The sequence below is a fragment of the Streptomyces sp. NBC_00659 genome (assembly GCF_036226925.1).
Lineage (GTDB): Bacteria > Actinomycetota > Actinomycetes > Streptomycetales > Streptomycetaceae > Streptomyces.
This window is the reverse complement of record NZ_CP109031.1, coordinates 2089498-2110105: the sequence shown is the minus strand read 5'-3', so window position 1 is coordinate 2110105 and position 20608 is coordinate 2089498. Positions and strand designations below refer to the sequence as shown.

The 20608-nt window shown below is 70.6% G+C and carries 18 protein-coding genes; 16 read left to right on the top strand and 2 right to left on the bottom strand.

From position 1 onward, the window contains the following. Positions 1–36 precede the first annotated feature (36 nt). Positions 37–597, top strand: coding sequence for an HIT family protein (locus OG410_RS09015; protein WP_329298635.1), 561 nt, complete (start codon positions 37–39; stop codon positions 595–597). 108 nt (positions 598–705) lie between these two features. Here OG410_RS09015 and OG410_RS09010 read toward each other — a convergent pair whose 3' ends face one another. Together OG410_RS09010 and OG410_RS09005 are read right to left on the bottom strand one after the other, a co-directional pair. Further along, positions 706–2373, bottom strand: a complete 1668-nt coding sequence (locus OG410_RS09010; RefSeq protein WP_329298634.1) for a hypothetical protein — start codon at positions 2371–2373, stop codon at positions 706–708. A 178-nt stretch (positions 2374–2551) separates the two neighbouring features. Then, a complete protein-coding gene (locus OG410_RS09005; protein ID WP_329298633.1) occupies positions 2552–4747 on the bottom strand; it encodes an elongation factor G-like protein EF-G2 in 2196 nt (731 codons plus the stop codon). Positions 4748–5021: 274 nt separating this feature from the next. On the opposite strand from OG410_RS09005, the gene pgsA reads away from it, so the two are divergent. The 15 genes from pgsA (at position 5022) to OG410_RS08930 (ending at position 20514) form a co-directional block, all read left to right on the top strand. Next, positions 5022–5687 carry a phosphatidylinositol phosphate synthase gene (gene pgsA / locus OG410_RS09000; RefSeq protein WP_329298632.1) on the top strand — a complete coding sequence of 222 codons (666 nt, stop codon included), beginning with the start codon at positions 5022–5024 and terminating at the stop codon, positions 5685–5687. Continuing rightward, on the top strand, positions 5684–6634 hold the full coding sequence (locus OG410_RS08995) for a phosphatidylinositol mannoside acyltransferase (RefSeq protein ID WP_329298631.1): 951 nt from the start codon (positions 5684–5686) through the stop codon (positions 6632–6634). The genes pgsA and OG410_RS08995 overlap by 4 nt, the downstream gene beginning before the upstream one ends. Beyond that, a complete protein-coding gene (locus OG410_RS08990; protein ID WP_329298630.1) occupies positions 6631–7791 on the top strand; it encodes a glycosyltransferase family 4 protein in 1161 nt (386 codons plus the stop codon). Before OG410_RS08995 ends, OG410_RS08990 begins: the two co-directional genes overlap by 4 nt. 145 nt (positions 7792–7936) lie before the next feature. After that, positions 7937–8482 (top strand): hypothetical protein, encoded by a 546-nt coding sequence (locus OG410_RS08985; RefSeq protein ID WP_329298629.1) that lies wholly within the window; start codon positions 7937–7939, stop codon positions 8480–8482. A 122-nt stretch (positions 8483–8604) separates the two neighbouring features. Beyond that, a complete protein-coding gene (pdxS, locus tag OG410_RS08980) occupies positions 8605–9519 on the top strand; it encodes a pyridoxal 5'-phosphate synthase lyase subunit PdxS (RefSeq protein ID WP_103547817.1) in 915 nt (304 codons plus the stop codon). A 4-nt stretch (positions 9520–9523) separates the two neighbouring features. After that, positions 9524–10129 carry a pyridoxal 5'-phosphate synthase glutaminase subunit PdxT gene (gene pdxT, locus OG410_RS08975; RefSeq protein WP_329298628.1) on the top strand — a complete coding sequence of 202 codons (606 nt, stop codon included), beginning with the start codon at positions 9524–9526 and terminating at the stop codon, positions 10127–10129. A gap of 76 nt (positions 10130–10205) precedes the next feature. Next, entirely contained in the window at positions 10206–10958 is a 753-nt protein-coding gene (locus OG410_RS08970; protein WP_116503363.1) for a YebC/PmpR family DNA-binding transcriptional regulator, read from the top strand. A 133-nt stretch (positions 10959–11091) separates the two neighbouring features. Next, positions 11092–11688 (top strand): crossover junction endodeoxyribonuclease RuvC, encoded by a 597-nt coding sequence (ruvC, locus tag OG410_RS08965; RefSeq protein WP_326788897.1) that lies wholly within the window; start codon positions 11092–11094, stop codon positions 11686–11688. Then, positions 11685–12296: a Holliday junction branch migration protein RuvA gene (gene ruvA, locus OG410_RS08960; RefSeq protein WP_329298627.1), complete on the top strand. Its 612-nt coding sequence runs from the start codon at positions 11685–11687 to the stop codon at positions 12294–12296. The genes ruvC and ruvA overlap by 4 nt, the downstream gene beginning before the upstream one ends. Positions 12297–12387: 91 nt before the next feature. Then, positions 12388–13482: a Holliday junction branch migration DNA helicase RuvB gene (gene ruvB / locus OG410_RS08955; RefSeq protein ID WP_328667091.1), complete on the top strand. Its 1095-nt coding sequence runs from the start codon at positions 12388–12390 to the stop codon at positions 13480–13482. 163 nt (positions 13483–13645) lie between these two features. After that, the gene (gene yajC, locus OG410_RS08950) at positions 13646–14161 is read left to right on the top strand and encodes a preprotein translocase subunit YajC (protein WP_329298626.1); all 516 of its coding nucleotides are present in this window, start codon (positions 13646–13648) and stop codon (positions 14159–14161) included. Between the two features lie 140 nt (positions 14162–14301). Then, on the top strand, positions 14302–16062 hold the full coding sequence (secD, locus tag OG410_RS08945; protein ID WP_329298625.1) for a protein translocase subunit SecD: 1761 nt from the start codon (positions 14302–14304) through the stop codon (positions 16060–16062). A 1-nt stretch (position 16063) separates the two neighbouring features. Then, entirely contained in the window at positions 16064–17185 is a 1122-nt protein-coding gene (gene secF, locus OG410_RS08940; RefSeq protein WP_329298624.1) for a protein translocase subunit SecF, read from the top strand. After that, on the top strand, positions 17182–17721 hold the full coding sequence (locus tag OG410_RS08935; RefSeq protein WP_326788903.1) for an adenine phosphoribosyltransferase: 540 nt from the start codon (positions 17182–17184) through the stop codon (positions 17719–17721). Before secF ends, OG410_RS08935 begins: the two co-directional genes overlap by 4 nt. 228 nt (positions 17722–17949) lie before the next feature. Next, complete coding sequence (locus tag OG410_RS08930; protein ID WP_329298623.1) at positions 17950–20514, top strand: RelA/SpoT family protein; 2565 nt, start codon at positions 17950–17952, stop codon at positions 20512–20514. The last annotated feature ends 94 nt before the right edge of the window (positions 20515–20608 follow it).

The following is a 20608-nucleotide window of genomic DNA, read 5'->3' as shown; positions in this document are numbered from 1 at the left end:
GGCACCCGCCGACACGCCGCGAACGGGCGAAGCAATATGCTGCAACACATGACGAGTGAGCCGGAGCAGCAGATCGGAGTGGGAACGCAGGACGCGTTCCAGCGCCTTTGGACGCCCCACCGGATGGCTTACATCCAGGGCGAGAACAAGCCCACCGGCCCGGGGGCCGACGACGGTTGTCCGTTCTGCTCGATACCGGCCAAGTCCGACGAGGACGGGCTGATCGTGAGGCGCGCGGAGCACGTGTACGCGGTGCTCAACCTCTACCCGTACAACGGTGGACACCTGATGGTCGTGCCCTACCGGCACGTCGCCGACTACACGGACCTCACCGGGCCGGAGACGGCCGAACTGGGTGAGCTGACCAAGCAGGCCATGACCGCCCTGCGCACCGCCTCCGGCGCCCACGGCTTCAACATCGGCATGAACCAGGGAACGGTCGCGGGCGCCGGCATCGCCGCCCATCTGCACCAGCACATCGTGCCCCGCTGGGGCGGCGACACCAACTTCATGCCGGTCGTCGGCCACACCAAGGTCCTGCCGCAGCTTCTCGCGGACACCCGCACGATGCTGGCGGAGGCCTGGCCCACCGCCTAGCCGGCCCGGGGCGCCCCACCGGGCGCCCCGTCCGCCTCCGCGTCGGGGCTCGTCCGCCGTCCGGAGCCCGTCCGGTGTCCGCGTCCGGGTCTCGTTTCAGGCGTGCGGCTACGCGTCGTACACGTCGGCCTTGCGCGGAGAGGGGTCCTGGACCGCCGTGCTCAGGAACGCCGAGCGGCTGCCGAACTTCTCCGTGTCGACGCCGTTCTCCTCAAGGACCCTGATCGCCGCCGCGTGCACCACGCGCAGCACGGGCGTCGCGGCCCGCAGCGCGTCGTCCGCCATGAAACGGTGCCGCCACGGCTGATCGGCCCAGGCGTGGCGCAGCCCGAACGGCTCGGGCAGCGCGAGGCTGCCGCCGAGCCAGTTCAGCAGCGGCGGATACCAGGTCAGGGGCGCCCGCGCCGCGAGCCGCACGACCTCGTCCGCGGTGACCAGCGGCAGGCTCACCGTGCGGGTCTCCCAGAACTTGACGGTCTTCGCGATCTGCTTGGACGGGGCTTCGGGCTTGCTGGTGAACAGCGGGTTCACCGGTCCCAGCGCATGCCCGGTCACCTCGATGCGCAGCGTCTCGTGCAGGACGGTCACCGTGATCATCATCGTGATGATCAACTGGCCGTCCCAGAGCGTCCACTGGACCCCGAGATAGTGCCGGTCGCCGCTGCCGAACTGCTGCTTGTTGCAGATGTCCTGCACGGCGTGCGTCTTGATCGTGTAGGCGTCGACGTCCGTGCCGCCCGGCCGGGACACCGACTTCGCGTTCTCGCCGATCGGTGTGACGATCCAGTGCTTTATCGAAGGCGCCGGAAAACCACCGGTGTTGAGCGGGCCGCGCTCCAGCATGCGCAACTTGTCGTGGATGCTGCGGATGACGTCCCAGCTGCGGAAGGGGTGGATCTCCTTCTTCGGGTCCTGCGCCACCAGGTTCTCGGCGAGCTGCCAGCTCCCCCAGCGGGTGCCCATGCCGAGTATGCCCTTGGGGCCCGCGTAGAAGACCGAGTTGGACTGCTGCTCCGCGGTGAGCCGGGCGAGCGACTGGCGCAGCTGCTCCGCCGCCGTCTCACCCGGGCTGCCGGGCACCGCCTCGGGGATCTTGGCGCCGATGCCGCCGCCCGACAGCATGCTGTCCCAGCGCTCCCGCAGATCCTTGGCGGTGCGCTCACAGATCCGCTTCGCCCACAGCCAGCCCACGACCGGGAGGACCACCGCGGCGCGCGCGTACCAGGCCCAGAAGCCGGTGAACGGCATACGGATGAGGAAGAGGACGGCCAGGGCGCCGACGGCGAACAGGAGCGTGGTGCCGAGCGCGGACCCCCGCTTGTCCGCGCGCTTGGCGATCTGCGTACGGATCTGGAAGACCATCAGCCAGATCAGCAGTCCGGGCAGGAACAGCAGCCCGCAGAGCACCATGACGGCCGAGAGCCAGTTGTCGCGCTCCCGGCGGATGTTGGTGGCCGCGAGACAGTGCTCCACGACGACCTGCGGCTCGGTGCCGAAGGACTGGATGAGCGCACCGCGGCCCGCGCCCAGCATGCGGGCCGTGACGGCCCCCGCGAAGGCCTCGCCGAGATTCGGCGTGAACAGTTTGATGCGGCCGGCCTTCACCGTGGACTGGTGCCACTCGTTGTCGGCCTTGAGGATCTCCTCCATCGGACTGTCGCGGTACGCCGCCGAGGCCAGGGCGAAGGTCGCCGCCGTCTGCCCCGCGGAGCCCGTGAGCGGCACCTGCGCCCCGGGAGTGAAATCGAAACCGTCGAACGCCACTTCCGCCCCCATCGCCGCCGCACCCGCTCCTGCGGCCTTCCCGACTTCGGTGTCCCGCACACCTGTTGATCAGGTCTTCGTCTTGATCAGTTCTCAGAGTATCGGCCGCGGCCGACATTCGTCGGCGGACGGCCGAAGCCGCCCACCGACGGATGAAACCCCCGGCGAAGCGCCCGAAGTCCCCCTGGCCTCAGGCGCTCGCCTCCTGTTCGCGGAGCCGCTCGGCGATGTGCTGCGGCATGGGTTCGTGCCGTGCGTAGCTCCGGTCGAAGCGCGCGGTGCCGTGCGAGACGGACCGCAGATCCACGGCGTACCGCCCGATCTCGATCTCGGGCACCTCGGCACGGACGAGCGTGCGCCCGCCGGCCGCCTGCTCGGTGCCGACCACCCGGCCTCGCCGTCCCGACAGGTCGCTCATCACCGGGCCCACGTAGTCGTCGCCGACCAGGACGGTCACCTCCGCCACCGGCTCCAGGAGATGGATCGTGGCGTCACGGGCCGCCTCGCGCAGCGCGAGCGCGCCCGCCGTCTGGAACGCGGCGTCGGAGGAGTCCACCGAGTGCGCCTTGCCGTCCTTCAGCGTGACCCGTACGTCGATGAGCGGATAGCCGGCGACCACGCCCTTGGCCGCCTGGGCGCGCACCCCCTTCTCCACGGAGGGGATGAACTGCCGGGGCACGGCGCCGCCGACGACCTTGTCCACGAACTCGATGCCCGAGCCGTTCGGCAGCGGTTCGACCTCGATCTCGCAGATCGCGAACTGGCCGTGCCCGCCGGACTGTTTGACATGGCGTCCGCGCCCGGCGGACGGGCCGGCGAACGTCTCGCGCAGGGAGACCTTGTGCGGCACCACGTCGACCTGCACGCCGTAGCGGTTGCGCAGCCGTTCCAGGGCGACGTCCGCGTGTGCCTCGCCCAGGCACCACAGGACCACCTGATGGGTGTTCTGATTCTGCTCCAGACGCATCGTGGGATCCTCGGCCACCAGCCGGCCGAGCCCCTGGGAGAGCTTGTCCTCGTCCGCCTTGCTGTGCGCCTCGATGGCGAGCGGGAGCAGCGGGTCGGGCATCCGCCACGGCTTCATCAGCAGCGGGTCGTCCTTGGCCGAAAGAGTGTCTCCCGTCTCGGCGCGGCTCAGCTTCGCCACACTGGCGAGGTCGCCCGCGATGCAGTGGGTGAGGGCGCGCTGCTGTTTGCCGAACGGCGCGGACAGGGCGCCGATCCGCTCGTCGACGTCGTGGTCCTCGTGTCCGCGGTCGGTCAGCCCGTGCCCGGAGACATGCACCGTCGCGTCGGGGCGAAGGGTCCCGGAGAAGACCCGGACCAGGGAGACCCGGCCCACGTAGGGGTCGGACGCGGTCTTCACGACCTCCGCGACCAGCGGGCCGTCCGGGTCGCAGGCCCTCACCTCGCGCGGTGCGCCGTCCGGCGTGGTCACCGCGGGCGCCGGACGTTCCAGCGGGGTGGGGAAGCCGCCGGTGATCAGTTCGAGGAGTTCGACCGTGCCGAGGCCCTGCCGGGCTCCCTCGGCGGCGGGCGCGGCGGCCAGCACGGGGAAGAAGCTCCCGCGGGCCACGGCCTGTTCCAGGTCCTGTACGAGCGTTTTGAGGTCGATCTCCTCGCCGCCGAGGTAGCGGTCCATGAGCGTCTCGTCCTCGCTCTCGGCGATGATCCCCTCGATCAGCCGGTTGCGGGCCGTGTCGATGAACGGCTGCTGCTCGGGCCCCGGATCCGCCTCCTTGCGCTCCCCGGAGGAGTAGTCGAACAACTGCCGGGTGAGCAGGCCGATCAGGCCGGTCACGGGCGCGTGCCCGTCCGGCCCCGCCGCGCCGTGCAGCGGAAGGTACAGCGGCAGGACGGCGTCGGGGTCGTCGCCGCCGAACGCCTGCGCGCAGATCGCGGTCATCTCCTCGAAGTCGGACCTGGCCGATTCGAGGTGGGTGACCACGATGGCCCGGGGCATGCCGACGGCCGCGCACTCCTCCCACAGCATGCGGGTCGAGCCGTCGACCCCGTCCGAGGCCGAGACGACGAAGAGGGCCGCGTCCGCCGCTCGCAGACCGGCCCTCAGTTCGCCGACGAAGTCGGCGTATCCAGGAGTATCGAGAAGGTTGATCTTCAGCCCGTCCCAGTCGACGGGCACCAGGGAGAGCTGCACCGAACGCTGCTGCCGGTGCTCGATCTCGTCGTAGTCCGAGACGGTGCCGCCGTCCTCCACGCGGCCCGCCCGGTTCACCGCTCCCGCCGTCAGCGCGAGAGCCTCCACCAATGTCGTCTTGCCCGATCCGCTGTGGCCGACCAGCACCACATTCCGTACGGACGCGGGGTGGTCGGCCGCCGTAGCCCTGCCGGCGGCTCCGGTGTGTGTGTTCGCCTTGTCGCCCATGGCCTTGCCTCCCGTGCACGGTGAGGTCTCTGTGGGCGCGGGACATGCCGAAGCCGCGTGCGGTGGCGGCACCGGTGACGCCCGCGGTCCTTCGAGCTTTGCACTCGCGTCACTGTGCGTCCATACAAGGGACGCGATCGCGCCGTGACACCGGCGGCATCGGGTCGTGACACGGGGCGCGGGTGCCCGGCCATCGCACAAGCGCACGCGTGACTACGATGGGCCAGCCGACGGCCAGCAGGGGCCCCCGGCGACACCGACCCTCGGGAAGGCCATGCTGAACAAGTACGCGCGTGCATTCTTCACGCGTGTCCTCACACCGTTCGCCGCGTTTCTCGTCCGCCGGGGGGTGAGCCCCGACACGGTCACCCTCCTGGGCACGGCCGGAGTCATGGCGGGGGCGCTGGTCTTCTTCCCCCGGGGAGAGTTCTTCTGGGGAACGATCGTCATCACGCTCTTCGTGTTCTCCGACCTGGTCGACGGGAACATGGCGCGCCAGCTCGGCCGCTCCAGCCGCTGGGGCGCCTTCCTGGACTCCACCCTCGACCGGGTCGCCGACGGCGCGATCTTCGGCGGCTTCGCGCTCTGGTACGCGGGCAACGGTGACGACAACGTCCTGTGCGCCGTCTCGATCTTCTGTCTCGCCAGCGGCCAGGTGGTGTCGTACACCAAGGCCCGCGGCGAGTCGATCGGCCTGCCGGTCGCGGTCAACGGTCTCGTCGAGCGCGCGGAGCGGCTGGTGATCTCGCTGGTCGCGGCCGGTCTGGCGGGACTGCACACGTTCGGTGTGCCCGGCGTCCAGGTGCTGCTGCCCATCGCGCTGTGGATCGTCGCCGTCGGCAGCCTCGTCACGCTGATCCAGCGCGTCGTCACCGTCCGCCGGGAGGCCGCCGAGGCGGACGCCGGGGTCGCCGGGCAGAGCAGTGAGGCCACCTCGTGACCAGCCTGCGGGACAGGCTGGTCGACGGTGCCTACGCCGTGGGCTGGAGCGTCGTCAAGAAGCTTCCCGAGCCGGTCGCCGTGGGCCTAGGCCGCACGATCGCCGACATCGCCTGGAAGCGGCGCGGCAAGGGGGTCCAGCGACTGGAGAGCAACTACGCGCGCGTGGTGCCGGACGCGACACCGCAGCGGCTCGCGGAGCTCTCCAGGGCCGGCATGCGTTCGTACCTGCGCTACTGGATGGAGTCGTTCCGGCTTCCCGCGTGGAGCGAGGAGCGGGTGGCGAACGGCTTCGAGGCCAAGGACGAGCACCGCCTCACCGACGGCATCGCCTCCGACCGGGGCGTCATCCTGGCCCTTCCGCACATGGCGAACTGGGACCTCGCCGGCGCCTGGGTGACCACCGGCCTCAAGACGCCGTTCACGACCGTCGCGGAACGCCTCAAGCCCGAATCGCTGTACGACCGTTTCGTCGCCTATCGCGAGGGCCTCGGCATGGAGGTCCTGCCGCACAGCGGGGGTGCCGCGTTCGGCACGCTGGCCCGGCGCCTGCGCGACGGCGGACTGATCTGCCTGGTCGCCGAACGGGACCTGTCCGCCTCGGGCGTCGAGGTGGAGTTCTTCGGCGAGACGACTCGGATGCCCGCCGGGCCCGCCCTGCTCGCCCAGCAGACCGGCGCCCTCCTGCTGCCCGTGACGCTCTGGTACGACGACTCGCCCGTCATGCGGGGCCAGATTCATCCGCCCGTCGAGGTCCCCGAGGCAGGCACCCGTGCCGAAAAGACGTCTGTCATGACACAGGCGCTGGCCGACGCCTTCGCCCACGGCATCGCCGAGCACCCGGAGGACTGGCACATGTTGCAGCGGTTGTGGCTCAAGGACCTCGACGCCGGGAAGGCTCCCCCAGAGGGGTCCGGCACAGCGGATCCCGAGAAGAGGGCCTCGTGAGGATCGGCATCGTCTGCCCGTACTCCTGGGACGTCCCGGGCGGCGTCCAGTTCCACATCCGCGACCTGGCCGAACACCTCATCGGCCTCGGGCACCACGTGTCCGTCCTCGCCCCCGCGGACGACGACACGCCCCTGCCGCCGTACGTCGTCTCGGCGGGCCGCGCTGTCCCGGTTCCGTACAACGGCTCGGTGGCGCGGCTGAACTTCGGCTTCCTGTCGGCGGCCCGGGTGCGGCGCTGGCTGCACGACGGCACCTTCGACGTGGTGCACATCCACGAGCCGTCCTCGCCGTCGCTCGGCCTGCTCACGTGCTGGGCGGCGCAGGGCCCGATCGTCGCGACCTTCCACACCTCGAACCCGCGCTCGCGGGCGATGGTCGCCGCGTACTCCATCCTTCAGGCCGCCCTGGAGAAGATCAGCGCGCGGATCGCCGTGAGCGAGTACGCCCGGCGCACCCTGGTCGAGCACCTCGGCGGTGACGCCGTCGTCATCCCGAACGGCGTCGACGTCGACTTCTTCGCCCGTGCCAAGCCCAAGCCCGAGTGGCAGGGCGACACCATCGGGTTCGTCGGCCGCATCGACGAGCCCCGCAAGGGCCTGCCGGTGCTCATGAAGGCCCTGCCGAAGATCCTGGCCGAGCGCCCGCAGACGCGGCTGCTGGTCGCCGGGCGCGGCGACGAGAAGGAGGCCGTGGAGTCTCTGCCCGCCGAGATGCGTTCGCGCGTCGAGTTCCTCGGCATGGTCAGCGACGAGGACAAGGCCCGCTTCCTGCGCAGCATCGACCTCTACGTCGCGCCCAACACGGGCGGCGAGAGCTTCGGGATCATCCTGGTCGAGGCGATGTCCGCCGGAGCACCCGTGCTCGCCGCGGATCTCGACGCGTTCGCCCAGGTCCTCGACCAGGGCGCGGCGGGTGAGCTGTTCGCCAACGAGGACGCCGACGACCTGGCCGCCGCCGCGCTGCGGCTGCTCGCCGACCCGGACCGCCGGGCCGCGCTGCGGGAGCGGGGGAGCGAGCACGTACGGCGCTTCGACTGGTCGACGGTCGGCGCGGACATCCTGTCCGTGTACGAGACGGTGACGGATGGCGCCGCCGCGGTGGCCACGGACGAACGCACGGGTCTCCGAGCCCGCTTCGGCCTGGCCCGGGACTGACACCCCGCACGCACGTCCCGGCGGGATGGACCGCCCCGGGCCGCGCGGCCCTGCCGTGGGCCGCGGTGGCGGCCCTGTGGGCGGGGCTCACGTCGTGGTGCGGGCCCCGGCGGGCCGGTGACCGGCACGGGTAGCCTTGCCGCCCGTGACCGCAACCCTCATCTGGATCCTCGTCGGCCTTGTCGCGATCGGCCTCTACCTGAGCTGGACCGCCGGGCGGCTCGACCGGCTGCACGCCCGCATCGACGCCGCCCGCGCCGCTCTCGACGCGCAACTGCTGCGCCGGGCCTCCGTGACCCAGGAGCTGGCCACCTCCGGGGTGCTCGACCCGGCCGCCTCGATCGTGCTCTACGAAGCGGCGCACGCGGCCCGGCAGGCCGAGGAGGAGCAGCGTGAGGTGGCCGAGAGCGAGCTGAGCCAGGCACTGCGGGCGGTGTTCGGGGAGACACAGCAGGTCGAGGCGGTACGCGAGGTGCCCGGCGGCGAGGAGGCGGCCGGCGAGCTGGCCCAGGCCGTGCGCCGGGTGCCGATGGCGCGGCGCTTCCACAACGACGCCGTACGCGCCGCCCGAGCCCTGCGCCGCCACCGCAAGGTCCGCTGGTTCCGCCTCGCGGGCCATGCCCCGTTCCCGATGGCCTTCGAGATGGACGACGAGCCCCCGACGGCCCTGGCGGACCGCCCGACGACCTGATGTACAGGGGTGGGCGGGGACGAAAACGATCCACCGCCTCCCCATTGGCCCTTGCAGTGGACTGGTCACCTCGCGTTTCCTCGGAGCTGCAGAAATCCTCTTTCACCGAGTGAGGTCAACCCGTGTCCAGCACCCTCCCCAACTCCGCCGAGAACACTGCGATCGGTACCGCCCGCGTCAAGCGCGGCATGGCCGAGCAGCTCAAGGGCGGTGTGATCATGGACGTGGTCAACGCCGAGCAGGCGAAGATCGCCGAGGACGCCGGCGCCGTGGCCGTCATGGCCCTGGAGCGGGTCCCCGCCGACATCCGCAAGGACGGCGGCGTCGCCCGGATGTCGGACCCGAACATGATCGAGGAGATCATCGAGGCGGTCTCCATCCCGGTGATGGCCAAGTCCCGCATCGGCCACTTCGTCGAGGCCCAGGTCCTTCAGTCCCTCGGCGTCGACTACATCGACGAGTCCGAGGTCCTCACCCCGGCCGACGAGGTCAACCACTCCGACAAGTGGGCGTTCACCACCCCCTTCGTCTGCGGTGCCACCAACCTGGGCGAGGCCCTGCGCCGTATCGCCGAGGGCGCGGCCATGATCCGCTCCAAGGGCGAGGCCGGCACCGGCAACGTCGTCGAGGCCGTCCGCCACCTGCGCCAGATCAAGAACGAGATCGCCCGCCTGCGCGGCTTCGACAACAACGAGCTGTACGCCGCCGCCAAGGACCTGCGCGCCCCGTACGAGCTCGTCAAGGAGGTCGCCGAGCTCGGCAAGCTGCCGGTCGTGCTGTTCTCCGCCGGTGGTGTCGCCACCCCCGCCGACGCCGCGCTCATGCGTCAGCTCGGCGCCGAGGGCGTCTTCGTCGGCTCCGGCATCTTCAAGTCCGGCGACCCGGCCAAGCGCGCCGCCGCCATCGTGAAGGCCACCACCTTCTACGACGACCCGAAGATCATCGCGGACGCGTCCCGCAATCTCGGCGAGGCCATGGTCGGCATCAACTGCGACACCCTCCCCGAGACCGAGCGCTACGCCAACCGCGGCTGGTAGTCACATGAGCACTCCTGTCATTGGCGTCCTGGCTCTCCAGGGCGACGTACGGGAACACCTCATCGCCCTGGCCGCGGCGGACGCCGTGGCCAGGCCGGTGCGGCGCCCCGAGGAGCTCGCCGAGATCGACGGCCTGGTCATCCCCGGCGGCGAGTCCACCACCATCTCCAAGCTGGCGGTCCTCTTCGGAGTGATGGAACCGCTGCGCGCACGGGTCCGCGACGGCCTGCCCGTCTACGGCACCTGCGCCGGCATGATCATGCTCGCCGACAAGATCCTCGACCCGCGCTCGGGCCAGGAGACCATCGGCGGCATCGACATGATCGTGCGCCGCAACGCCTTCGGACGGCAGAACGAGTCCTTCGAGGCGGCGGTCGACGTCAAGGGCGTCGAGGGCGATCCTGTAGAGGGCGTCTTCATCCGCGCCCCCTGGGTCGAGTCCGTGGGCGCCGAGGTCGAGGTGCTCGCCGAGCATGAGGGCCACATCGTCGCGGTACGCCAGGGAAACGCGCTCGCCACGTCGTTCCACCCGGAACTGACGGGCGATCACCGCGTGCACGGTCTGTTCGTCGACATGGTGCGCGCGAACCGGACACCGGCGTCCTTGTAGGATCTGTGGGGTCTTCCCAGGCTCCCAATGTCTGGGGGAGTCCGTACAGGTTGGGTTACGCGAAGGAGACAGGCAGATGTCCGGCCACTCTAAATGGGCTACGACGAAGCACAAGAAGGCCGTGATCGACGCCAAGCGCGGCAAGCTCTTCGCGAAGATGATCAAGAACATCGAGGTCGCGGCCCGCACGGGCGGCGCCGACGTGTCCGGCAATCCGACGCTGTTCGACGCCATCCAGAAGGCCAAGAAGAGCTCGGTCCCGAACAAGAACATCGACTCCGCGGTCAAGCGCGGCGCCGGTCTCGAGGCCGGTGGCGCGGACTACGAGACGATCATGTACGAGGGTTACGGCCCGAACGGTGTCGCCGTGCTCATCGAGTGCCTCACCGACAACCGCAACCGCGCGGCCTCGGACGTCCGCGTCGCCATGACCCGCAACGGCGGGAACATGGCCGACCCCGGCTCCGTCTCGTACCTGTTCAACCGCAAGGGCGTCGTCATCGTCCCCAAGGGCGAGCTGAGCGAGGACGACGTCCTCGGTGCCGTGCTCGACGCGGGCGCCGAGGAGGTCAACGACCTCGGTGAGTCCTTCGAGGTCCTGTCCGAGGCCACCGACCTGGTCGCGGTGCGCACCGCGCTCCAGGAAGCCGGCATCGACTACGACTCCGCCGACGCCAACTTCGTCCCGACCATGCAGGTCGAGCTCGACGAGGAGGGCGCCCGGAAGATCTTCAAGCTGATCGACGCCCTGGAGGACAGCGACGACGTGCAGAACGTCTTCGCCAACTTCGACGTCAGCGACGAGGTCATGGAGAAGGTCGACGCCTGACCGAGGGCCTGCCCGAAGCGACGGGCCGACGGGACACCCCCCGTCGGCCCGTCGCTCTGTCAGTGGCACCCGATAGCCTGCACGAACCGGGGAAACCCCCGGTGACGACGTGCGCGATCGAAGGAGGGCCCGGGTGCGGGTGCTGGGTGTCGACCCCGGGCTGACCCGGTGCGGTGTCGGAGTGGTCGAAGGAGTCGCTGGGCGGCCCCTGACCATGCTCGGCGTCGGAGTCGTGCGCACCCCCGCGGACGCCGAGCTCGGTCTTCGCCTGGTCGCCGTCGAGCAGGGGATCGAGCGGTGGCTCGACGAGTACGAACCCGAGTACGTCGCCGTGGAGCGCGTGTTCAGCCAGCACAACGTCCGGACCGTGATGGGCACCGCCCAGGCCAGCGCCGTCGCCATGCTCTGCGCGGCCCGGCGCGGCATCCCCGTCGCCCTGCACACCCCGAGCGAGGTCAAAGCCGCCGTCACCGGCAGCGGACGCGCGGACAAGGCCCAGGTCGGCGCGATGGTCACCCGGCTGCTCCGGCTCTCGGCGCCGCCCAAGCCCGCCGACGCGGCGGACGCCCTCGCGCTCGCCATCTGCCACATCTGGCGCGCCCCCGCCCAGACCAGACTTCAGCAGGCCGCCGCGCGGATCGGCCCCGACCGGGCCGTCGCGCAGAACAGACTTCAGCAGGCCGCAGCCGCGCACGCCTCGCACCAAGCATCGAAAGGCCGTACCGCATGATCGCCTTCGTCAGCGGCCCGGTCGCCGCCCTCGCCCCCGACTCCGCGGTCGTCGAGGTCGGCGGCATCGGCATCGCCGTCCAGTGCTCGCCCAATACGCTCTCCGGGCTCCGCACGGGACAGCAGGCCAAACTCGCCACCTCCCTCGTCGTCCGCGAGGACTCGCTCACCCTCTACGGCTTCGCCGACGACGACGAACGCCAGGTCTTCGAGCTGCTCCAGACCGCGAGCGGCGTCGGCCCGCGCCTGGCTCAGGCGATGCTCGCCGTGCACAGCCCCGACGCCCTGCGCCGCGCCGTGTCCACCGGAGACGAGAAGGCCCTCATCGCCGTCCCCGGCATCGGCAAGAAGGGCGCCCAGAAGCTGCTGCTGGACCTCAAGGACCGGCTCGGCGAGCCCCTCGGCCCCGGCGGCCCCGCCATCGGCACGGCGGTCACCGCCGGCTGGCGCGAACAGCTGCACGCCGCGCTCATCGGCCTCGGGTACGCGACCCGCGAGGCCGACGAGGCGGTCGCCGCCGTCGCCCCGCAGGCCGAGGCCGCCGAGGGCACCCCGCAGGTCGGCCGGCTCCTCCGGGCCGCCCTGCAGACCCTGAACCGGACACGCTGAACGGCCCGGGCCCCCGGGACGGGCGCGCGCCCCGGTGCGGCCCGCCGCACCGCCGACCGCCCCACCACCACGAGACCGCGAGGCACCACCGATGAACTGGGACGACACGACAGACGAAGCCGCAGACGAGCGGCTCGTCGGCGCCACCGCGGAGCGGCTGGTGCGATCGGTCGCCGACGGAGAGGACCAGGCCGTCGAGGCCGCCCTGCGCCCCAAGGACCTGGACGAGTTCATCGGCCAGGAAAAGGTCCGCGAGCAGCTCGACCTGGTCCTGCGCGCCGCACGCGCGCGCGGGGCCACCGCCGACCACGTGCTGCTCTCCGGCGCCCCGGGCCTCGGCAAGACCACCCTCTCCATGATCATCGCGGCCGAGATGGGCGCCCCCATCCGCATCACCAGCGGCCCCGCCATCCAGCACGCCGGCGACCTCGCCGCGATCCTCTCCTCCCTCCAGGAGGGCGAGGTCCTCTTCCTCGACGAGATCCACCGCATGTCCCGGCCCGCCGAGGAGATGCTCTACATGGCGATGGAGGACTTCCGCGTCGACGTCATCGTCGGCAAGGGCCCCGGCGCCACCGCCATCCCGCTGGAGCTGCCCCCGTTCACGCTGGTCGGCGCCACCACCCGCGCGGGACTGCTGCCCCCGCCGCTGCGCGACCGCTTCGGCTTCACCGCGCACATGGAGTTCTACGAACCCGCCGAACTGGAGCGGGTCGTCCACCGCTCCGCCGGCCTTCTGGACGTCGAGATCGGCGCCGAGGGCGCCGCGGAGATCGCCGGCCGCTCCCGTGGCACGCCCCGTATCGCCAACCGCCTGCTGCGCCGCGTACGCGACTACGCGCAGGTCAGAGCGGACGGGATCATCACCAGGGAGATCGCCAACGCGGCCCTGAAGGTCTACGAGGTCGACGCGCGGGGTCTGGACCGGCTCGACCGCGGAGTTCTCGAAGCCCTGATCAAGCTTTTCGGCGGCGGCCCTGTCGGATTGTCCACACTTGCTGTCGCTGTGGGGGAGGAGCGTGAGACCGTGGAGGAGGTCGCCGAGCCCTTCCTCGTGAGGGAGGGACTCCTCGCGCGCACTCCCCGTGGCCGGGTGGCGACACCCGCGGCATGGGCGCATCTCGGCCTCACGCCGCCCCGCCGTTCGGCAGGCGGAAACGGACAAGAAGACCTGTTCGGGGCGTGACGGCGTGCGTACGTACCGGGGCAGGAACCCCGGTGCCATGCTGAGCGTTGTTCCCTGAGTGCGGACTCGCTTAGACTCCGCCGATGCCGCCCTTGTCGACGGCATACATACCCCCATCCAGCAGGCCGCTCACCTTTGCGGTTGAAGAAGGAAGTCCCGACCCGTGAGTCCTCTGACCCTCCTCCCGTTCATCGTGCTCATCGGGGCCATGTTCCTGATGACCCGGTCGGCCAAGAAGAAGCAGCAGCAGGCGGCTTCCATGCGCAATGAGCTGCAGCCCGGCTCGGGCGTGCGCACGATCGGCGGTATGTACGCCACCGTCAAGGAGGTCAACGAGGACACGGTCCTCCTCGACGCCGCCCCGGGCGTCGACCTGCTCTTCGCGAAGAACGCGATCGGCGCCGTCCTCACGGACGACGAGTACAACCGCATCGTTCACGGCATCGAGCACGACCTGAAGGCCGACGGAACCGTCGTGCCGGACGACGCCTCCTCCCTCACCGAGACCGACGAGCCCGCCGCCGACGCCTCTTCCGACGCCTCCGACGACAAGCCCCTCGACCTCGGCAAGAAGGACGCGGCGGACAAGCCGGCCGACGAGGCCGTCGCGGCGAAGGCCGACGAGGCCGTCGCCGACGCGGAGCCGAAGAAGACCGACGGCGGGGCCGACGCGAAGTAGTCACGACCCGGGAGTACGGCCCGATCCGCTCGCGCCGCACACCTCCCGGGACGTGCTGTTCTCGCACGGAGTCCCGACACCATGGCATGGCCGTTCCGCGCTCACCCGGCGCAGGGCGGCCCGAGAGGGAGTACGAGAAGGTGGCAGCACCGAAGAAGGGCCGGAGCGCGAGCGCCCAGAGCAGGCCGGGGCGCTCGCTGGCCCTGATCCTGATCGCCATCGCGGCGCTCACCGGGGGGATGTTCGCCTCCGGGCACACCACTCCGCGTCTTGGCATCGATCTCGCCGGCGGCACGAGCATCACGCTCACGGCGAAGAACGAGCCGGGCCAGCCCAACGCGATCAACAAGACCAACATGGACACCGCGGTCGACATCATGAACCGCCGTGTCAACGGTCTCGGTGTCTCCGAGGCCGAGGTTCAGACCCAGGGCTCCGACAACATCATTGTCAACATCCCCAAGGGCACGAACTCGGAGCAGGCCCGCGCGCAGGTCGGCACCACCGCCAAGCTCTACTTCCGTCCCGTGCTGATCACCGACGTCTCCGGGGCGGCGGCATCGTCCAGCCCGTCGCCGAGCGCCTCCAGCAGTGCCTCCGGCAAGGCCGAGGACAAGGCGACCCCGTCCTCCTCGTCCTCCGCGACGCCGTCGGCCTCCGCCACCACCCAGGGCCGTGTGGTCACCGACGCCCTGAAGGCGGGCTCCTCGCCGTCCGCGAGCAGCACCCCGAGCGCCTCGGCCTCCGCCAGCGCCTCGCCGTCCGCGAGCGCCAGCGTGGACCCGGCGACCGCCAAGCTTCAGGCCGAGTACGCCGCGATCGACTGCACCGACAAGTCGGTCCGTGCCAAGGCCGGTGCTGGCACCAAGCCGACCGACCCGATCGTGGCCTGCGGCCAGGACAAGAACTCCGCGGGTGAGTGGCAGAAGTACATCCTCGGCCCGGCCGAGGTGGCCGGCACGGACATCAAGAAGGCCGGCGCGCTCTTCGACACGCAGACCGCCGCGGGCTGGAAGGTCACCATGGACTTCACGTCCGGTGGCTCCAAGAAGTTCGCCGCCATCACCGGCAAGCTCGCCCAGAACCAGCAGCCGCAGAACCAGTTCGCGATCGTCCTCGACGGCCAGGTCGTCTCCGACCCCTCGGTCAGCCAGTCGCTGAGCGGTCCCGCCGAGATCTCCGGCAGCTTCACCCAGACCGAGGCCGAAGACCTGGCCAACATGCTGAAGTACGGCGCCCTGCCGCTCAGCTTCAAGGAGTCCAGCGTCACCACGGTGACCGCCGCGCTCGGTGGCGAGCAGCTGCACGCCGGTCTGATCGCGGGCGCCATCGGCCTCGCCCTGGTCGTCCTCTACCTGGTGATCTACTACCGGGGCCTGTCGGTCATCGCCATCGCGTCCCTGGGTGTCTCGGCGATCCTCACCTACGTGCTCATGGCGCTGCTCGGCCCGGCCATCGGCTTCGCGCTGAACCTCCCGGCCGTCTGCGGTGCGATCGTCGCGATCGGTATCACCGCGGACTCGTTCATCGTGTTCTTCGAACGCATCCGTGACGAGATCCGCGAGGGCCGCACCCTGCGCCCGGCCGTCGAGCGTGCCTGGCCGCGTGCCCGTCGCACCATCCTGGTCTCCGACTTCGTGTCGTTCCTGGCCGCCGCCGTGCTCTTCATCGTCACCGTCGGCAAGGTCCAGGGCTTCGCGTTTACCCTCGGTCTGACCACCGTGCTCGACGTCGTCGTCGTGTTCTTCTTCACCAAGCCGCTGATGACGATCCTCGCCCGCAGGAAGTTCTTCGCGGAGGGTCACAGCTGGTCCGGCCTCGACCCGAAGCGACTGGGCGCCAAGCCGCCGCTGCGCCGCACCCGTCGCGCGTCCGCCCCCGTCGACACGAAGGAGGCGTGAGATGTCGAAACTCGGCACCCTCGGCGCCCGGCTCCACCGCGGCGAGATCGGCTACGACTTCGTCGGCAAGCGCAAGATCTGGTACGGCGTCTCGATCCTGATCACCATCACGGCCATCCTCGGCCTGACGGTGCGCGGCCTGAACATGGGCATCGAGTTCCAGGGCGGCGCCGTCTTCACCACCACCGGGAAGAGCAGTGTCTCGGTGAGCCAGGCCGAGACGATCGCGGAGGAGGCCTCCGGCCACGACGCGATCGTCCAGCAGCTCGGCAAGGGCGGCCTGCGCATCCAGATCGCCGGTATCGACACCGACAAGTCCGACTCGATCAAGCAGAAGCTCGCCGCGGACCTGAAGGTCGACTCCGAGGACATCAACGCCGACCTGGTCGGTCCGAGCTGGGGTGACCAGATCGCCAACAAGGCCTGGGAGGGCCTGGCGATCTTCATGGTCCTGGTCGTGATCTACCTGGCGATCGCCTTCGAGTGGCGCATGGCCATCGCCGCCCTGGTGGCCCTGATCCACGACATCACCATCACGGTCGGCATCTACGCCCTGGTCGGCTTCGAGGTCACCCCGGGCACCGTGATCGGTCTGCTCACGATCCTCGGTTACTCGCTCTACGACACGGTCGTCGTCTTCGACAGCCTCAAGGAGCAGACGAAGGACATCACCAAGCAGACCCGCTGGACCTACAGCGACGTCGCCGACCGCTCGATCAACAGCACCCTGGTGCGTTCCATCAACACCACGGTGGTCGCGCTCCTGCCGGTCGCCGGCCTGCTGTTCATCGGCGGCGGTGTGCTCGGCGCCGGCATGCTCAACGACATCTCGCTGTCGCTGTTCGTCGGTCTCGCGGCCGGTGCGTACTCCTCGATCTTCATCGCCACGCCGCTCGTCGCCGACCTCAAGGAGCGCGAGCCGGAGATGAAGGCCCTGCGCAAGCGGGTCCTCGCCAAGCGGGCCCAGGCGGCCGCCAAGGGCGAGTCCCTGGAGCCGCAGGCCGCCGAGCCGTCGTACGAGGACGGCGAGCCGGACGACGTCACCCCGGCGGTCGTCGGCCCCCGTAACCAGCCCGCGTCCCGCGCCCGCGGCCGCGGCCGCCCCTCGGGGAAGCGCCGATGACCGGCATCGAAGAGCTGCTGACCAGCCGTATCCGTGACGTGGCCGACTACCCGGAGCCGGGAGTGATGTTCAAGGACATCACCCCGCTCCTGGCCGACCCGGCCGCGTTCGGCGCCCTGACCGGCGCCCTGGCGGAGATCGCCGTGCGCAACGGCGCCACCAAGATCGTCGGTCTGGAGGCCCGCGGCTTCATCCTCGGGGCCCCGGTCGCCGTCCACGCGGGCATCGGCTTCATCCCCGTGCGCAAGGCGGGCAAGCTCCCCGGAGCGACCCTGTCGCAGGCGTACGACCTGGAGTACGGCTCCGCCGAGATCGAGGTGCACGCCGAGGACCTGAGCGCGGCCGACCGCGTGCTGGTCGTCGACGACGTCCTCGCCACCGGCGGCACCGCCGAGGCGTCGCTCCAGCTCATCCGCCGGGCGGGCGCCGAGGTCGCGGGCGTCGCCGTGCTGATGGAGCTCGGCTTCCTGGGCGGCCGCGGCCGTCTGGAGCCGGCCCTGGCCGGGGCTCCCCTGGAGGCGCTCCTGACGGTCTGAGGACCGCGTGCGCGCCACCCGGGAGTCCGCTCCCGGAAAGGCCCCCGAAAGGCCTGAGGCACCCGTAGGACACCCTGGAGGCGGGCCCGGAGGAATCCGGCGCCCGCCTCCGGCGTTTCCCCTGTGAGGCCGCTGCCGGCGGCCGACAGCGAGTCCGGCGCGAAGGATCGCTACCATGGGGTTTCCGGAGCCTGACCGGGGGACCCGGATCGCGCACGAGGAGCCCTCTTGCCAGACGAGGCCCAGCCACTCGCCCCCAGCGCGGAACGCCTGGAGCGAACCGCCTCCACCCAGCCCGAGCCCGCCCCGGGTGCCGCGGAGAAGCCCGCACAAAACGGAGCGAGCGGGCCGGTCGAGCACGCCCAGTCCGCGCCCGACGGAGCGGCGGCCGAGGGAGCACGTCCCAAGCCGGTGCCGCCCGAGCGCCCCGCGAACACCCCGGCGGTCCGTCCCACGGCAGCGCAGCCCACCCGCTCCGGCGGCTCCTCGAACCGCGTCCGAGCCCGCCTCGCCCGTCTGGGCGTCCAGCGCTCGAACCCGTACAACCCGGTTCTGGAACCGTTGCTGCGCATAGTCCGCAGCAACGACCCCAAGATCGAGACGTCGACGCTCCGGCAGATCGAGAAGGCGTACCAGGTCGCCGAGCGCTGGCACCGCGGCCAGAAGCGCAAGAGCGGCGACCCGTACATCACGCACCCGCTCGCCGTCACGACCATCCTCGCCGAGCTGGGCATGGACCCGGCGACGCTCATGGCCGGTCTGCTGCACGACACGGTCGAGGACACCGAGTACGGCCTCGACACCCTGCGCCGCGACTTCGGCGAACCTGTCGGGCTGCTCGTCGACGGCGTCACCAAGCTGGACAAGGTCAAGTTCGGCGAGGCCGCCCAGGCCGAGACCGTGCGCAAGATGGTCGTGGCGATGGCAAAGGACCCCCGCGTCCTGGTCATCAAGCTCGCCGACCGCCTGCACAACATGCGCACCATGCGCTATCTCAAGCGCGAGAAGCAGGAGAAGAAGGCGCGCGAGACCCTGGAGATCTACGCGCCGCTCGCCCACCGCCTGGGCATGAACACCATCAAGTGGGAGCTGGAGGACCTCGCCTTCGCGATCCTCTACCCCAAGATGTACGACGAGATCGTGCGCCTGGTCGCCGAGCGCGCCCCCAAGCGCGACGAGTACCTCGCCATAGTGACCGACGAGGTCCAGTCCGACCTGCGCGCGGCCCGCATCAAGGCGACCGTCACCGGCCGCCCGAAGCACTACTACAGCGTCTACCAGAAGATGATCGTCCGCGGCCGTGACTTCGCGGAGATCTACGACCTGGTGGGCATCCGCGTCCTCGTGGACACCGTCCGCGACTGCTACGCGGCACTCGGCACCGTGCACGCGCGATGGAACCCGGTCCCCGGCCGGTTCAAGGACTACATCGCGATGCCGAAGTTCAACATGTACCAGTCGCTGCACACGACGGTGATCGGCCCCAACGGCAAGCCCGTCGAACTCCAGATCCGTACGTTCGACATGCACCGCCGTGCCGAGTACGGCATCGCCGCGCACTGGAAGTACAAGCAGGAGACCGTCGCCGGCTCCTCCAAGATCCGCACCGACGTGCCCCGGGCGGCCAAGGGCAGCGCGGGCCAGGACACCGTCAACGACATGGCGTGGCTGCGCCAGTTGCTCGACTGGCAGAAGGAGACCGAGGACCCCAGCGAGTTCCTGGAGTCGCTGCGCTTCGACCTGTCGCGCAACGAGGTCTTCGTCTTCACGCCGAAGGGCGACGTCATAGCGCTTCCGGCCGGTGCGACACCGGTGGACTTCGCGTACGCCGTCCACACGGAGGTCGGCCACCGGACGATAGGAGCACGGGTCAACGGCCGCCTGGTGCCCCTCGAATCGACCCTGGACAACGGCGACCTGGTGGAGGTCTTCACCTCCAAGGCGGCCGGCGCGGGCCCCTCCCGCGACTGGCTCGGCTTCGTGAAGTCGCCGCGGGCCCGCAACAAGATCCGCGCGTGGTTCTCCAAGGAACGCCGTGACGAGGCGATCGAGCACGGCAAGGACGCCATCGCCCGCGCGATGCGCAAGCAGAACCTGCCGATCCAGCGGATCCTCACCGGCGACTCCCTGGTCACTCTCGCCCACGAGATGCGCTACCCCGACATCTCGTCGCTGTACGCGGCGATCGGCGAGGGGCACGTCACCGCCCAGAGCGTCGTCCAGAAGCTCGTCCAGGCGCTCGGCGGCGAGGAGGCGGCCACCGAGGAGATGGACGAGGCCGTACCGTCCGCTCGGGGCCGTGGCCGCAAGCGGCGCAGCAACAACGACCCCGGGGTGGTCGTCAAGGGCGTCGACGACGTGTGGGTCAAGCTCGCCCGCTGCTGCACACCGGTGCCGGGCGACCCGATCATCGGGTTCGTCACCCGCGGCAGCGGTGTCTCGGTCCACCGCAGCGACTGCGTCAACGTCGACTCGCTCTCGCGCGAGCCCGAACGCATCCTCGAGGTCGAGTGGGCGCCCACCCAGTCCTCGGTCTTCCTGGTCGCCATACAGGTCGAGGCCCTGGACCGGTCCCGGCTGCTGTCGGACGTCACCCGCGTCCTGTCCGACCAGCACGTCAACATCCTGTCCGCGGCCGTCCAGACCTCGCGCGACCGGGTCGCCACCTCCCGGTTCACCTTCGAGATGGGCGACCCCAAGCACCTGGGGCACGTCCTGAAGGCCGTACGAGGCGTCGAGGGCGTCTACGACGTGTACCGCGTGACATCGGCGCGCAGGCCCTCGGAAGCCTGACGCCCGCCGTCCGCCCGTCCGCCCGTCCGCCCGTCCGCCCGTCCGCCCGGCCTCACGGCCGGGCGGACGGGCAGCGGGGCGCAGACACGCGAAG